This is a genomic window from Corynebacterium sp. MSK047, from assembly GCF_030232285.1.
GTDB classification, from domain to species: Bacteria; Actinomycetota; Actinomycetes; order Mycobacteriales; family Mycobacteriaceae; genus Corynebacterium; species Corynebacterium jeikeium_D.
Map to the genome: position 1 here is coordinate 69,861 of NZ_JASPJI010000013.1, position 12,265 is coordinate 82,125.

At 59.4% G+C, this 12,265-nt stretch carries 12 protein-coding genes; 8 read left to right on the top strand and 4 right to left on the bottom strand.

What is annotated here, in order from left to right:
* Positions 1-8: 8 nt before the first annotated feature.
* On the bottom strand, positions 9-1,490 hold the full coding sequence (locus tag QP981_RS06800; protein WP_284857673.1) for an NAD-dependent succinate-semialdehyde dehydrogenase: 1,482 nt from the start codon (positions 1,488-1,490) through the stop codon (positions 9-11).
* Between the two features lie 224 nt (positions 1,491-1,714).
* Here QP981_RS06800 and pgi point away from each other — a divergent pair, with 224 nt between their 5' ends.
* The 5 genes from pgi (at position 1,715) to QP981_RS06825 (ending at position 6,062) form a co-directional block, all read left to right on the top strand.
* Entirely contained in the window at positions 1,715-3,352 is a 1,638-nt protein-coding gene (gene pgi / locus QP981_RS06805) for a glucose-6-phosphate isomerase (RefSeq protein WP_070545722.1), read from the top strand.
* 168 nt (positions 3,353-3,520) lie between these two features.
* On the top strand, positions 3,521-4,276 hold the full coding sequence (locus QP981_RS06810) for a 3'(2'),5'-bisphosphate nucleotidase CysQ (protein WP_038627816.1): 756 nt from the start codon (positions 3,521-3,523) through the stop codon (positions 4,274-4,276).
* A 16-nt stretch (positions 4,277-4,292) separates the two neighbouring features.
* On the top strand, positions 4,293-5,129 hold the full coding sequence (locus QP981_RS06815) for a thymidylate synthase (RefSeq protein ID WP_284857672.1): 837 nt from the start codon (positions 4,293-4,295) through the stop codon (positions 5,127-5,129).
* Between the two features lie 23 nt (positions 5,130-5,152).
* Positions 5,153-5,683: a dihydrofolate reductase gene (locus tag QP981_RS06820; protein WP_284857671.1), complete on the top strand. Its 531-nt coding sequence runs from the start codon at positions 5,153-5,155 to the stop codon at positions 5,681-5,683.
* Between the two features lie 100 nt (positions 5,684-5,783).
* Positions 5,784-6,062: a mycoredoxin gene (locus tag QP981_RS06825; RefSeq protein ID WP_088611943.1), complete on the top strand. Its 279-nt coding sequence runs from the start codon at positions 5,784-5,786 to the stop codon at positions 6,060-6,062.
* Between the two features lie 98 nt (positions 6,063-6,160).
* On the opposite strand, the gene QP981_RS06830 is transcribed toward QP981_RS06825, so the two are convergent.
* Together QP981_RS06830 and QP981_RS06835 are read right to left on the bottom strand one after the other, a co-directional pair.
* Positions 6,161-7,570, bottom strand: a complete 1,410-nt coding sequence (locus QP981_RS06830; protein WP_284857670.1) for an NAD(P)H-quinone dehydrogenase — start codon at positions 7,568-7,570, stop codon at positions 6,161-6,163.
* 75 nt (positions 7,571-7,645) lie between these two features.
* The gene (locus QP981_RS06835; RefSeq protein ID WP_284857669.1) at positions 7,646-8,872 is read right to left on the bottom strand and encodes a M20 family metallopeptidase; all 1,227 of its coding nucleotides are present in this window, start codon (positions 8,870-8,872) and stop codon (positions 7,646-7,648) included.
* A gap of 196 nt (positions 8,873-9,068) precedes the next feature.
* Here QP981_RS06835 and QP981_RS06840 point away from each other — a divergent pair, with 196 nt between their 5' ends.
* Positions 9,069-9,761, top strand: a complete 693-nt coding sequence (locus QP981_RS06840) for a hypothetical protein (protein ID WP_141751987.1) — start codon at positions 9,069-9,071, stop codon at positions 9,759-9,761.
* A gap of 9 nt (positions 9,762-9,770) precedes the next feature.
* On the opposite strand, the gene upp is transcribed toward QP981_RS06840, so the two are convergent.
* A complete protein-coding gene (gene upp / locus QP981_RS06845; RefSeq protein ID WP_005509916.1) occupies positions 9,771-10,406 on the bottom strand; it encodes a uracil phosphoribosyltransferase in 636 nt (211 codons plus the stop codon).
* Positions 10,407-10,754: 348 nt separating this feature from the next.
* On the opposite strand from upp, the gene QP981_RS06850 reads away from it, so the two are divergent.
* The gene (locus QP981_RS06850; protein ID WP_016422151.1) at positions 10,755-11,075 is read left to right on the top strand and encodes a hypothetical protein; all 321 of its coding nucleotides are present in this window, start codon (positions 10,755-10,757) and stop codon (positions 11,073-11,075) included.
* Positions 11,075-12,118 carry a C40 family peptidase gene (locus tag QP981_RS06855; protein WP_070603654.1) on the top strand — a complete coding sequence of 348 codons (1,044 nt, stop codon included), beginning with the start codon at positions 11,075-11,077 and terminating at the stop codon, positions 12,116-12,118. Before QP981_RS06850 ends, QP981_RS06855 begins: the two co-directional genes overlap by 1 nt.
* The last annotated feature ends 147 nt before the right edge of the window (positions 12,119-12,265 follow it).

Consider the following 12,265-nt stretch of genomic DNA (forward strand, 5'->3'; position numbering starts at 1 on the left):
TCGCCCGTCTAGCCTTCCAGGGAAATCAGCTTTTCCTCTAGGAACTCATCGATACCGGTGAAGCCACCCTCGCGTCCAAGGCCGGACTGCTTGACACCACCGAACGGCGCCGACGGGTCCGACAGCGATCCCTTATTGACCGCAACCATGCCGGACTCCAACGCCTCTGCCGCACTAAGCGCCTTGGTCAGATTTTCACTGAACACATACGCAGCCAGGCCAAAGATGGTGTCATTTGCCTGCTCAATCGCACGGTCGTCGTCCGTGAAGGTCGTCACCGCAACCACTGGACCGAAAATCTCTTCGCAGACAATATCCGCATCCTCGGGCACATCTGTCAGAACTGTGGGCTCGAAGAAGTAGCCGTCGGAAAGCGCGCCGCCGAGATCTGGAATCTTGCCGCCGCACTTGACCTTCGCACCGCGCTTGATCGCATCATCAACCAGATCACGAACCTTTTCCTGCTGATCGCGCAGCGCGAGTGGCCCAAGGTCCGTCGCAGGGTCGGTGCCCTCGCCCAACTTCAATTCCGCAAAACGCTTGACGACGCCCTCGACGAACGCATCCTTCTTGGCTTCATGAACAATAAAGCGATTCGGGGCGATGCACACCTGGCCGCCATTGCGGAGCTTGGCGTCACTGACTGCCTGCACAGCCTTTTCGACATCGCCATCAGAGAGAATGACAAACGGAGCATTTCCGCCGAGTTCAAGGGAGACTTTCATCGAGGTCTCCGCGGCCTTCGCAGCGAGCATCTGGCCAACTTCGGTGGAACCGGTGAAGGTGAACTTGCGCAGGCGGTCATCGGAAAGCAGGGCCGAAACGTTGGCTGAGTGTCCTGTTGGCAGCACGGAGATCACGCCTGCGGGGACACCGGCCTCGATAAGCAGTTTGCCCAGGTAGAGCATGGTCAGCGGAGTTTTGGACGCGGGCTTAATAATGACCGGGCAGCCGGCGGCGAGTGCCGGGGCGATCTTGCGGGCCCCCATAGCCAGCGGGAAATTCCACGGCGTAATAGCCAAAACCGGGCCGACCGGCTGCTTAATCACCGCGACGCGCGAGGTTCCGCTCGGAGAAATTCGGTAATCGCCGGAGATACGCACAGCCTCCTCAGCGAACCAACGGAAAAACTCGCCACCGTAGCCGACCTCGGCCTTGGAATCCGGCAGCGCACGGCCCATCTCCAGGGACTGCAGCTGGGCCAACTTATCTGCATCCCGACGGATGAGTTCAAATGCGCGGTAAAGAATCTCGCTGCGCTTGCGGGGCGGGGTTGCCTTCCACTCCTTCTGGGCGGCGACGGCGTCGTCAAGCGCCCGCTTCGCGTCCTCCTCTGTGGCGGAAGCGACCTGGACCAGCGGCTTATCTGTCGCGGGGTTAACGACATCGAAGGTCTCACCATTCGATGCGGGACGGAACTCGCCGCCGAGGAGAAGGCCTGTGGGGACATCTTTAAGGATGTTGTCGTAATCAGGGGTGAAATCAGTCATATTTTCCAGGGTAGGTGCCTTTGCTGAAGCGGGCTAGGGACTCGTAGGTGGCGGATAGTCGACGGATGGTCGGCGCATAGGCGGAGCAAAGGCACCGCGGAATCGAGCTGCCAGCAGATTGTGGTCACGCCTGATCGAATACTGTCGCCCGGCGAGAGCGCCAAAACGCAACTAGTCTGGGGAGGTATAAAGTGCATTTCGTCAAAACTCACCTGGGAGCAGGAATGACTGTAGATATCACCGCAACCGAACAGTGGGCTCAGCTGGCTAAGCGCGTGGACAATGTTCGCGCCACCTCGCTGCGTGAGCTTTTCGCCAATGAAGATGGCCGCACTGAGAAGCTGACTTTCGATGCAGGCACTCTCCACGTTGACCTTTCCAAGAACTTGATGTGCCTCGACGGTTTTGCCGAGCTGGTTGAACTTGCTCGCGCCGCTGGTATCGAGGAAGCACGCGAAAAGATGTTCCGCGGTGACAAGATCAACACCACTGAAAACCGCTCCGTGCTGCACACAGCGCTGCGCCTGCCAGCAGAGGAAAATTTGACCGTCGGCGACCAGGATGTCGCTGCCGACGTGCATGAGGTGCTCGGCCGCATGCGCGATTTCGCTCGCAGCCTCCGCAGTGGAGACTGGCTGGGATACACGGGTCACACTATTAAGACTGTGGTCAACATCGGCATCGGTGGCTCCGACTTGGGCCCGGCAATGGTGACCAAGGCGCTGCGCACCTACGCCACTGCCGGCATTGATGCCCGCTTTGTCTCTAACGTTGACCCATCTGATCTACATGCGGTTCTGGATGAGGTCGATCCGGAGTCCACGCTGTTTATCGTCGCTTCCAAGACCTTCACCACGCAGGAGACGCTCTCCAACGCTCACGCAGCTCGCCGCTGGCTTATCCAGCAGCTGGGTAGCGAAGATGCCGTCGCCAAGCACTTCGTCGCCGTTTCCACGAATGCCGAAAAGGTCGCCGAATTCGGCATCGACACTGAGAACATGTTTGGCTTCTGGGACTGGGTCGGCGGCCGCTACTCCGTCGACTCCGCCATCGGCCTGTCCATCATGGCCGTCGTTGGTCCGATGGACTTCATGCGCTTCCTGCAGGGCTTCCGCGCAATGGATGAGCACTTCCTCAACGCTCCGCTGGAGCAGAACGTGCCGGTACTGATGGGCATGCTGAATGTCTGGTACTCAAACTTCCTCGACGCTCAGTCGCATGCCGTGCTGCCCTACTCTGAAGATCTCTCTCGCTTCCCGGCGTACCTTCAGCAGCTCACCATGGAATCGAACGGTAAGTCCGTGCGTACCGACGGCAAGAGGGTGGACTACAACACCGGAGAAATCTTCTGGGGTGAGCCGGGAACGAACGGCCAGCACGCTTTCTTCCAGCTCCTTCACCAGGGAACTCGCCTAGTTCCGGCTGACTTCATCGGCTTTGCCCGTCCACGCCAGGATCTGCCGACGGCTTCCGGCGAAGGTTCTATGCACGACCTACTGATGAGTAACTTCTTCGCACAGACCAAGGTGCTGGCCTTCGGTAAGACCGCAGAAGAAATTCGCGCAGAGGGCGTTGCCGAGGAACTCGTAGAGCACAAGGTCATGCCAGGTAACCGTCCGACCACGACCATCATGGCCGAGGAACTGACCCCGGACGCTGTCGGTGCGCTGATTGCACTCTACGAGCACATCACCTTCGTCGAGGGCATTGTTTGGGGCCTGAACTCCTTCGACCAGTGGGGCGTCGAGCTGGGCAAGCAGCAGGCTGGCGACCTACTGCCTGCTGTTACCGGTGAAGTTGCACCGGATTCGGGCGATGCCTCCACCGATGCGCTGCTGACCTGGTACCGCGACAAGCGCTAACGTCTTCTGGCCAACTGGCCTAGATAACTAACAGTCCGCCCTCGGCTTGAACTGATTCTCGCTGCGGGCGGACTTTTGTTATTTGTATGGCCACTCGGTTGCGGTGAGGATGGGGCGCGGCATCCCGTCGTAAAGCGGGGTCGGGAAAAAGCTAATAGTATCTAAGTCATGTCTGCCTACATTGAAGATGATGTTCTTGCCTATCGACTTGCCGTGGGCGCCAGTGAAATTCTCAAGGGTGTCCGCAACGTAGGCCTGCTGCGTGGCCGCATTCTGGGAGATGCCGGCGACGCACTGGCACAGGAGTGGATTGCCCGCGTACTGGAGCAGCACCGTCCGGACGACGGACTGCTGTCGGAGGAAGCCGCGGATAACCGTGAGCGCCTGGACTCAAAGCGGGTGTGGATTATTGACCCACTCGATGGCACGCGTGAGTTCGCTTCGGGCCGCCAGGACTGGGCAGTTCATGTCGCTCTGGTAGAGGACGGTCAGCCGACCCACGCTGCTGTTGGTCTGCCGGATCACGGCCAGGTTTTCCACACGGGTGAGGCCAAGGCTGTCCAGGGGCCGCGTGCGGGCAAGATTGTCGTATCGCGTACTCGCCCACCGGCTGTGGCAAAGTACGTCGCTGACAAGCTGGGCATGGAGCTGGTAGAGATGGGCTCCGCTGGTGCGAAGGCAATGCACGTACTGCTCGGTGACTACGACGCCTACATCCACGACGGTGGTCAGTACGAGTGGGATTCGGCAGCGCCGGTTGGTGTCGCTAAGTCCGCCGGTTTGCATGTCAGCCGCCTAGACGGCTCCGCGCCGACCTACAATAATGTCGATACTTTCCTGCCGGATATGCTGTTCTGCCGACCGGACCTGTCGGAGGAGATTCTGGCAGCGGTGAAGGAATTCAAGAATCAAGAGCAGAAGTAGGTAAGCTAGGGCGGCTATGACCGACTCCACTGACATCACAACACAGGCTCATCAGGGCATTCAGACTCCGTACGAGGATTTGCTGCGCGAAATTCTCGCTGACGGAGCAGCTAAATCAGACCGCACTGGCACGGGCACTCGCTCAGTGTTCGGCCGCCAGCTGCGCTTTGATCTGAACGAGGGCTTCCCACTGATCACCACTAAGAAGGTGCACCTGAAGTCCATCGTGTACGAGCTGCTGTGGTTCCTCCGCGGCGATTCGAACGTCCGGTGGCTCCAGGACCGCGGAGTGACTATTTGGGATGAGTGGGCAGACAACAACGGCGACCTCGGCCCGGTCTATGGCGTGCAGTGGCGCTCCTGGCCCACTCCGGATGGGCACCACATCGACCAGATTGCACAGGCGCTGGAGACTTTGAAGTCCAACCCGGATAGCCGCCGCAACATCGTCAGCGCATGGAATGTCTCCGAGATTTCCAATATGGCGCTGCCGCCATGCCATCTGCTGTTCCAGTTCTACGTCGCAGATGGCAAGCTCAGCTGCCAGCTCTACCAGCGCAGCGCGGACATGTTCCTGGGCGTGCCATTTAACATCGCTTCCTATGCACTGTTGACGCACATGATGGCGCAGCAGGCGGGCTTGGACGTTGGTGAGTTCATCTGGACCGGTGGCGATTGCCACATCTACGACAACCACATTGAACAGTGCGAACTGCAGGTCTCCCGTGAGCCACGCCCCTACCCCACGCTGAAGCTTCAGAAGGCCGACAGCATTTTCGACTACACTTACGAGGACATTGAGGTCATCGGCTACGACCCGCATCCTCTGATTCGCGGTCAGGTGGCTGTCTAAGTCAGCGAAAGGTGAGTGTCAACATGAACGAGTCCACCGCTTCCACCAGCGCAAGGCCCCCATTTGTAGGGATGATTTGGGCGCAGTCTCGAGCCGGCATTATCGGCGACGGCGCGACTACGCCCTGGCATCTGCCTGAAGATCTTCAGCATTTCAAAACAACAACGATGGGCGCACCGGTCATCATGGGGCGTCGCACATGGGACTCGCTGAATCCCAAGTTCCGACCACTCCCCGGTCGTCGAAACATCGTCCTTTCACGCTCCGTGTCCGATTTCCCCGGCGCCGAGTCCGCAACCAGCCTCGAAGCCGCGCTCGCAGCCGTCGCCGACGCGCCCGCGGCTTGGATTATCGGAGGTGGGCGCGTCTATCGTGACGCACTTTCGCTTGCCGACGAATGCGTGGTCACCGACATTGATACTGATGTCAGCGTCCCGGTACCGGTCATGGCTCCCGACCTCTACGACTGGGTTCGCGTCGAGGATGGTCCGTGGCAGACGTCAACGACCGGCCTACGCTACCGCTGGTGCACGTGGCGGCGGCTAGAGGATTAGCGCTTGGAAGCCTGTCCAGCAAGGCTCTGAGGCGGGATTACTGCCCGGCGGAAGTATTGCTCAATGGAATATCGGCCGTGGTCCGCGCGTTGACCTAAGTATGACTGATGTGAAGACTCCACAGACCACCGAACACGTGACCATTTACGCTGCGTCCTGGTGCCCTTTCTGCCAGAACCTTATTGCTGGCCTGAAGGAAAACGGCACTCCGTTTGAGGCCTGGGATGTCGAAAAACACGACGACCTTTCGAAGTGGGTTGAGTCCGTCAATGATGGCAACCGCGTTGTTCCGACTGTGCTGTACTCCGATGGCGTGCACGCCACGAATCCGTCGGTTGAGGAAGTCACCGCTAAGTACGCTGAGCTTTCCGGCAAGTAATTAACAAGCTAAGTAATTAAAAAGCCGAGCCCCACTTCCGGGGTTCGGCTTTTTATGTATGAATACGACCGGTCATGCTGCCAGTCACGATACCAGCATTAGTCCAGATCGTCGTGTGCCATCAGCTGACGAGCAGCCTCAGTAATCGAGCCAGACAGTGACGGGTAGACAGAGAAGGAACTCGCCAGGTCATCGACGGTGAGCTGGTTGGAAACACACACCGCAATTGGCAGAATCAGCTCCGAGGCGGTCGGAGCGACCACCACACCACCGATAATCATGCCGGAGTTCTTACGGCAGAACAGCTTGACAAAACCGTGGCGCAGCGAGCGCATCTTCGCACGCGGGTTACCTGCCAGTGGGAAAACCTCAACGCGAGCGGAGACCTCACCGGACTCAATCTGAGCCTGGGAAACACCGACAGTCGCAATCTCCGGGCGGGTGAACACTGCCGATGAAACAGTGCGCAGGCGAATCGGAGATACGCCTTCACCGAGGGCGTGGTACATCGCAATACGGCCCTGCATAGCTGCAACGGAAGCCAGCGGGAACAAGTCAGTGCAGTCACCGGCAGCGTAGATACCCGGCACGTTGGTACGGGAAACACGGTCAACGTGAATATGGCCAGACGGGGTCAGTTTTACGCCACTGGCTTCCAGCCCCATATCCGCGGTGTTCGGAATCGAGCCGACGGTCATCAACGCGTGGGAACCGAAGACCTCACGGCCGTCGGAAGTGACGACGCGAACGCCGCCATCCTCCGTGCGTTCGACAAGATCACAGCGGGCGTTCTTAACAACGTCCACACCGCGCTCCAGCAGGACCTCCTCCAGGGCATCTGCAGCGTCGGCATCCTCGTGCGGCAGGATGCGATCACGCGACGCGACCATGGTGACCTTCACGCCCAGCTCGGTGAACGAGGATACGAACTCAGCGCCAGTCACACCGGAACCGACCACAATGAGGTGCTCCGGCAGCTCCTCCAGTTCGTAGACCTGACGCCAGGTCAGAATACGGTCACCATCAGGAATCGCACCCGGCAGAATGCGCGGGGACGCACCGGTGCTGACCAGCACCAGGTCGGCTTCAAGAGTGACCTCGCCGCCCTCGAGCAAGTCGACGGTGACGTAGTGAGTTACACGGCCCGGGTCGTGGTCATCGAGACGACCGCGGCCCTGCAGCATCTTGATGCCCTCGCGCTCCATCTGTGCGCGAACATCGTCAGACTGCTGCTGCGCCAGGCGCTTAACGCGCTCGTTGACCGCAGTGAAGTCGATTTTACGCTGGGAGAAGTCCGGGCGAAGACCCATCTCGTCCGCACGGCGCATATCAGTACGAACGCCCGTCGCCGCGATGAAGGCCTTAGAGGGAACGCAATCCCACAGGACGGAAGAACCGCCCATCCCGGCATCCTCAACCACAGTGACTTCAGCACCGTACTTGGCGCCAACCAGCGCTGCTTCGTAGCCGGCTGGGCCGCCGCCAATGATTACGATCCTCTGTGTCACAAATCCTCCAAAGTTGCCGTGGATATCACAATGTAACTACCGCGGGAGGCATTTTCCCCGCTTTGCCCCAATAGTCTAACGGACAGTCATGGTTGACGGCGCGCCATCCTCATAGCGCGCGACAATGCCAGCGAAGAGTTTCACACCAACGCCCAGGCAACGCTCGTCCACGATTAGATCATCTCGGTGCAAATCGTGCTTGTCTCCACGACCGGACCAGCAGCCCAGACGAGCCATCGCACCCGGGACGTGCTCGAGGTACCAACCGAAGTCCTCGCCGCCGGACGACTGTGGGGCCTGAATGACAGCATTCTCGTCCACTCGTCGCACCGCTTCCGCAATCAGGGCGGTGCAGTATTCGTCGTTAAGCACAGGCGGCACGCCACGCTCGTAGTTGATGGTGCAATCGGCGCCGGTCGGAGCGAGGACCTGTTCAATCAGTTCGCGCACCAGTGGATCGATGTCGCGCCAGGTCTTGATGTCCGCGGTGCGCAGGGTGCCACTGACGCTGCCTTCCGACGGAATCGCGTTGTGCGCGTACCCGGAGTGAACGGAGCCGAACGTCAGCACGGTGCCCGTACGAGGATCGACGCGTCGCGACAGCAAGCCCGGCAAATCTACAATCAATTTACCCAGCGCATAGACAACATCGGCCGTCATCTGCGGACGAGAGGTATGCCCGCCCGGACCATGCACCTGAATCTCCAGGGTGTCGGCTGCAGAGGTGATGGCACCTGTTCGAACGCCAACGTGACCGACACGTAACTTCGGCTCACAGTGGACAGCAAAAATACGTTCAACACCATTGAGCGCACCAGCAGCGATAACTTCGGGCGCACCGCCAACCATGACTTCCTCTGCCGGTTGGAAAATGAAACGCAGCGGAGTAGGCAACGTGTGCTTCTCGTGGTACTCAGCCATGGCCAATGCCGTCGCGAGCGTAATCGCGGTGTGAAAATCATGCCCGCAGGCATGCATGACGCCATCGTTGGTGCTGGCAAACTCCAGCCCCGTGGTCTCAGTAATTGGAAGCGCGTCTATGTCACCACGGAAAGCGAGACGCCCTGGGAGTTCACCTCCGGCGTCACTACCGGCGAGTTCATCTTCACCAATGTCGACCATCAGGCCGGTGTTGGGAAATAGCACTGGTTTCAGCCCTGCAGCACGCAGCTTCTCCTCCACAAAAGCCGTGGTGGCGTGCTCCATGTGAGATAGCTCTGGGTGCGCATGAAGATGCCGCCGCCACTCAAGAATCTCGTTCGCGTGCTCGGCCCACCAGTGCTTAATAAACTCCTCAATCACAACTCTCCAGTGTAAGCGCTCCACCGGCAGGACGTAACAAGAGGCCTACCGACGACTGCGCCAGCGACAGCAGTGGCCGGCAAGCGTTTGAATATCAGCGCCAGACGTACACATGACCAGGAGCCACTTCTTTAACTTTAGCCTCTTCAATTATCAGATGTTTCACATTTTGAGGAAGTCTGCGATGATAATAGGCATGTCCGGCAATGGCACACCTAAGTCTCTCAGCATCCCCATCATCATCGTGGCCACCGCACTCGTGGTCGTCATCGGCATCGCCATTGGCCTGTCGCTGAACAATAGTGATGAGCCCCAGCGCCCGGAGGTTCCCTCCTCCTCGCAGCCGACGTCATCCAGTTCGACACCGCCGTCCTCGACGAGTTCGACTTCTACAAGCAAGACGACCACCACGACGACAACTACGTCGAAGTCCTCCGAGACGTCGTCAAGCACGTCAAGCACGTCAAGCACGTCGACATCGTCCTCGTCGTCGACGCCAAGCACCACGTCTTCGTCATCCACGACGACGAGCTCCGAGCCGACATCAGCTCCGGAGGGACAAGACTTCGGCACTGGACGCTCCGACCTGGACGGCCTGGGCTTCGTGGGCAGCTCCGCACGCTGCGACAACGGTGACCGCGCCTTTGCTGTTATCGCCGCTGAACAGGGAATTAAGGCTGCTGCTTGTGAGACGCGCTCCGGCGAGAAGTACTACCGCTCCGATACACCACAGGGGTCCGGATCGATGGACATCATCGTCGATGAGGGCGACCGCGTTGTTGCACAAAACGGCTCGTACAAGTACCAGATGTCCCCCGACGGAGTTCTTGTGACCAAAGACAACGAGGTCGTCAAAAAATACGCCGCAGAAGCCTGGGGCACTGCCTAAGAGATCAACTTAAAGATCAATGTTGCGGGGACCGTAGAGGCGGTCGCCCGCATCTCCCAGCCCCGGCACGATGTAGGCATCCTCGTTAAGATCCGGGTCCACCACAGTAGTGACAAGACGCACCGGGAGACCGGACTCCTTCAAGGCATCGACACCCTGCTGTGCGGAAATGATGCACACGGCCGTGATGTTGTCCGCGCCGCGATCCACCAACAGCTTCAGGGCATGTAGCAGTGAACCGCCGGTTGCCAGCATTGGGTCGACCAGGAAGACAGTGCGCCCGGACAGATCCTCCGGCAGCGCCTCGAGGTACGGCACCGGCTCATGGGTTTCCTCATTACGAGCCAAGCCGATAAAGCCCACCTGCGCATCCGGAATCATCGACAGCGACGGATCGATCATGCCAAGCCCCGCACGAATGACGGGAACAATAATCGGCGGATCCTGCAGACGGTAACCTGGCGCGGTGGTGATTGGGGTCTGAACATCGAAGTTATCGACGGGCAGCTCCCGGCTTGCCTCGTAAATCAGCATTGCGCCCAGATCGGCGAGTGCCGCACGGAAGCCCGCATTATCAGTGCGCGCGTCGCGCAGAATGGTCAAACGTGACTGTGCCAAGGGATGGTTGACAACGGTAATCTCCATGCCTTCCAAAATACATTGCTTTGCTTTTGCTGCTCTGGTGCCGGCAAAAGCAAATTTCTGAAAACGCGTTCCCCAAAAAAATATGGAACCGAATCGGCCTTTTTCGCGCCTAACAATACGAGGGCTTTTTACTGCGCCCCATTTGCGTAAGCCCGCTTACTACCAAACCACTTGCCGCTCAGCCGCCGTCCGAACCCCGCTAGCCGTTCAGCCACAGCACTGAGTGTTGAACCACACGCGAATTTCCTAGAGAGGCCGTCAACATTGTCCCGTCCATCACCACACAGTTCCCACAGCCAATCGTTTCTCTCTCCGGCCACTAGCGGGAATGACTCAGTCTTTACGCTGGTGCCAGAGCTTATTTCTGCCGATGCCACGCGCCTTGACGCGTTGTCGCAGCAGGTCAGCGGCGCTGACTTGGGTATCAGCGCACTGCTCTCGCTTGGCGACGTCCCGTTTGCTGGGCCCTTCTGTCACGCTGCAGCCACTGCTCTACAGCACCAACACGAGCATGTAGCTGAGCTGAATGAGTACGGCACCAGCGCTGCTCGTGCACTGAACGCTCTTGTCTCTGCGGTGTCCACTGCTGAAGATGCCGGCGCATATGCGCTGCAGTCCATCTCACCGAAAATGGGAGCCGTTGCAACTCGCGGAATGGGCGGTGCATGATGCTTCCCACCAATCTACTTACGGAGGTCCCCACCGCGATTGCACAACAGCTAAGTCCTGCCATCGCACCCGCACTGGCAGGACTTGCAGGGGCCGCAATACCCGCCGCGAGTACCGCCTGGCGCTCAGTGGCAGATTCCGTTGACCGCAACTGGGGCGATGGCGCTGGTTCCGGAGCAGGGGCCGCGGGAACAAGTCTCAAACGGGCTGCAAATGCGGCAGCCGACTTGGAAACTCGCGCCGGAACCATTGACAGTGACATTGCCAAGGGGCTGGCCGCAGTAATGTCAGCGGCCACTGATTTGGCCCGGATTGCCATGGATTTTGTCACTTCCGCCATGGGCTCGTTGACTGCGACAGCTGCGGGGCCCGCTGGTCTCGCCGCGACCGGCGCCAGCCTAGCCTCAGCGGCCAGTTCCGCGATCTCCCAGGCCATTGCGCGGCTCATGAAACTAGAGCAAGAACTGCGACCTCTGGTGCAGTCGCTGATACAGCAAGCGAGTACCGCGGTAGACACCCCTACCCCACCTCACTCGGCACAGTTGGAGTCCCCAGGTACCACTCAAGCCGCCCTCGCTTCTACGTCGACGAACACCCCAGGACCGGCTAGCGCTACCGACGCTGCAGATGGTTCGGAGGCGTCGTCCGATTCGGGCAGCGCGCCGGTACCTGCGGATGCTGGAGCCGGCGCGCCCACACCAGAGGCCCAAGCTGCGGTGAAGGCTGCACTCAGTGCCGTCGGAACGCCCTATGGTTGGGGCGGAAATACTCCGGGGCAGGCGCTCGATTGTTCAGGCTTAACGCACTGGGCCTACGGGCAAGCTGGTGTTGATATTCCCCGCACGGCAGAAGCACAGGCCGTCGGCAGACAGGTGAGACAGGATGAACTGCTACCTGGCGATCTTGCAGTGTGGGACGGCCATGTCGCCATGGTTATCGGTGACGGAAAGATGGTCGAAGCGGGCGATCCGGTGCAGGTAAACCCCGTGCGTACGACCAACATCGGCATGCCGTTTAAGGGGTTCTACCGTCCGACCGGATAGTGCGGTGGGTATCTGCGTCGTAAAACTTCTAAGATAGGAATACGCAAACTTGCCACCCGTGGGGGCGCTGGGCGGGATCAAGCGGTTAATGCGCCACGATTGAATATTTGCTGGAGTATCTCACGTGGGGTTGCTCCGCCGAGGACT

Bases quoted from the DNA above. Each gene is read 5' to 3' on its own strand.
- QP981_RS06800 (WP_284857673.1), bottom strand. From the start codon at position 1,490: ATGACTGATTTCACCCCTGATTACGACAACATCCTTAAAGATGTCCCC.
- QP981_RS06810 (WP_038627816.1), top strand. From the start codon at position 3,521: ATGTCTGCCTACATTGAAGATGATGTTCTTGCCTATCGACTTGCCGTG.
- QP981_RS06840 (WP_141751987.1), top strand. From the start codon at position 9,069: ATGTCCGGCAATGGCACACCTAAGTCTCTCAGCATCCCCATCATCATC.
- pgi (WP_070545722.1), top strand. From the start codon at position 1,715: ATGACTGTAGATATCACCGCAACCGAACAGTGGGCTCAGCTGGCTAAG.
- upp (WP_005509916.1), bottom strand. From the start codon at position 10,406: ATGGAGATTACCGTTGTCAACCATCCCTTGGCACAGTCACGTTTGACC.
- QP981_RS06825 (WP_088611943.1), top strand. From the start codon at position 5,784: ATGACTGATGTGAAGACTCCACAGACCACCGAACACGTGACCATTTAC.
- QP981_RS06855 (WP_070603654.1), top strand. From the start codon at position 11,075: ATGCTTCCCACCAATCTACTTACGGAGGTCCCCACCGCGATTGCACAA.
- QP981_RS06820 (WP_284857671.1), top strand. From the start codon at position 5,153: ATGAACGAGTCCACCGCTTCCACCAGCGCAAGGCCCCCATTTGTAGGG.
- QP981_RS06815 (WP_284857672.1), top strand. From the start codon at position 4,293: ATGACCGACTCCACTGACATCACAACACAGGCTCATCAGGGCATTCAG.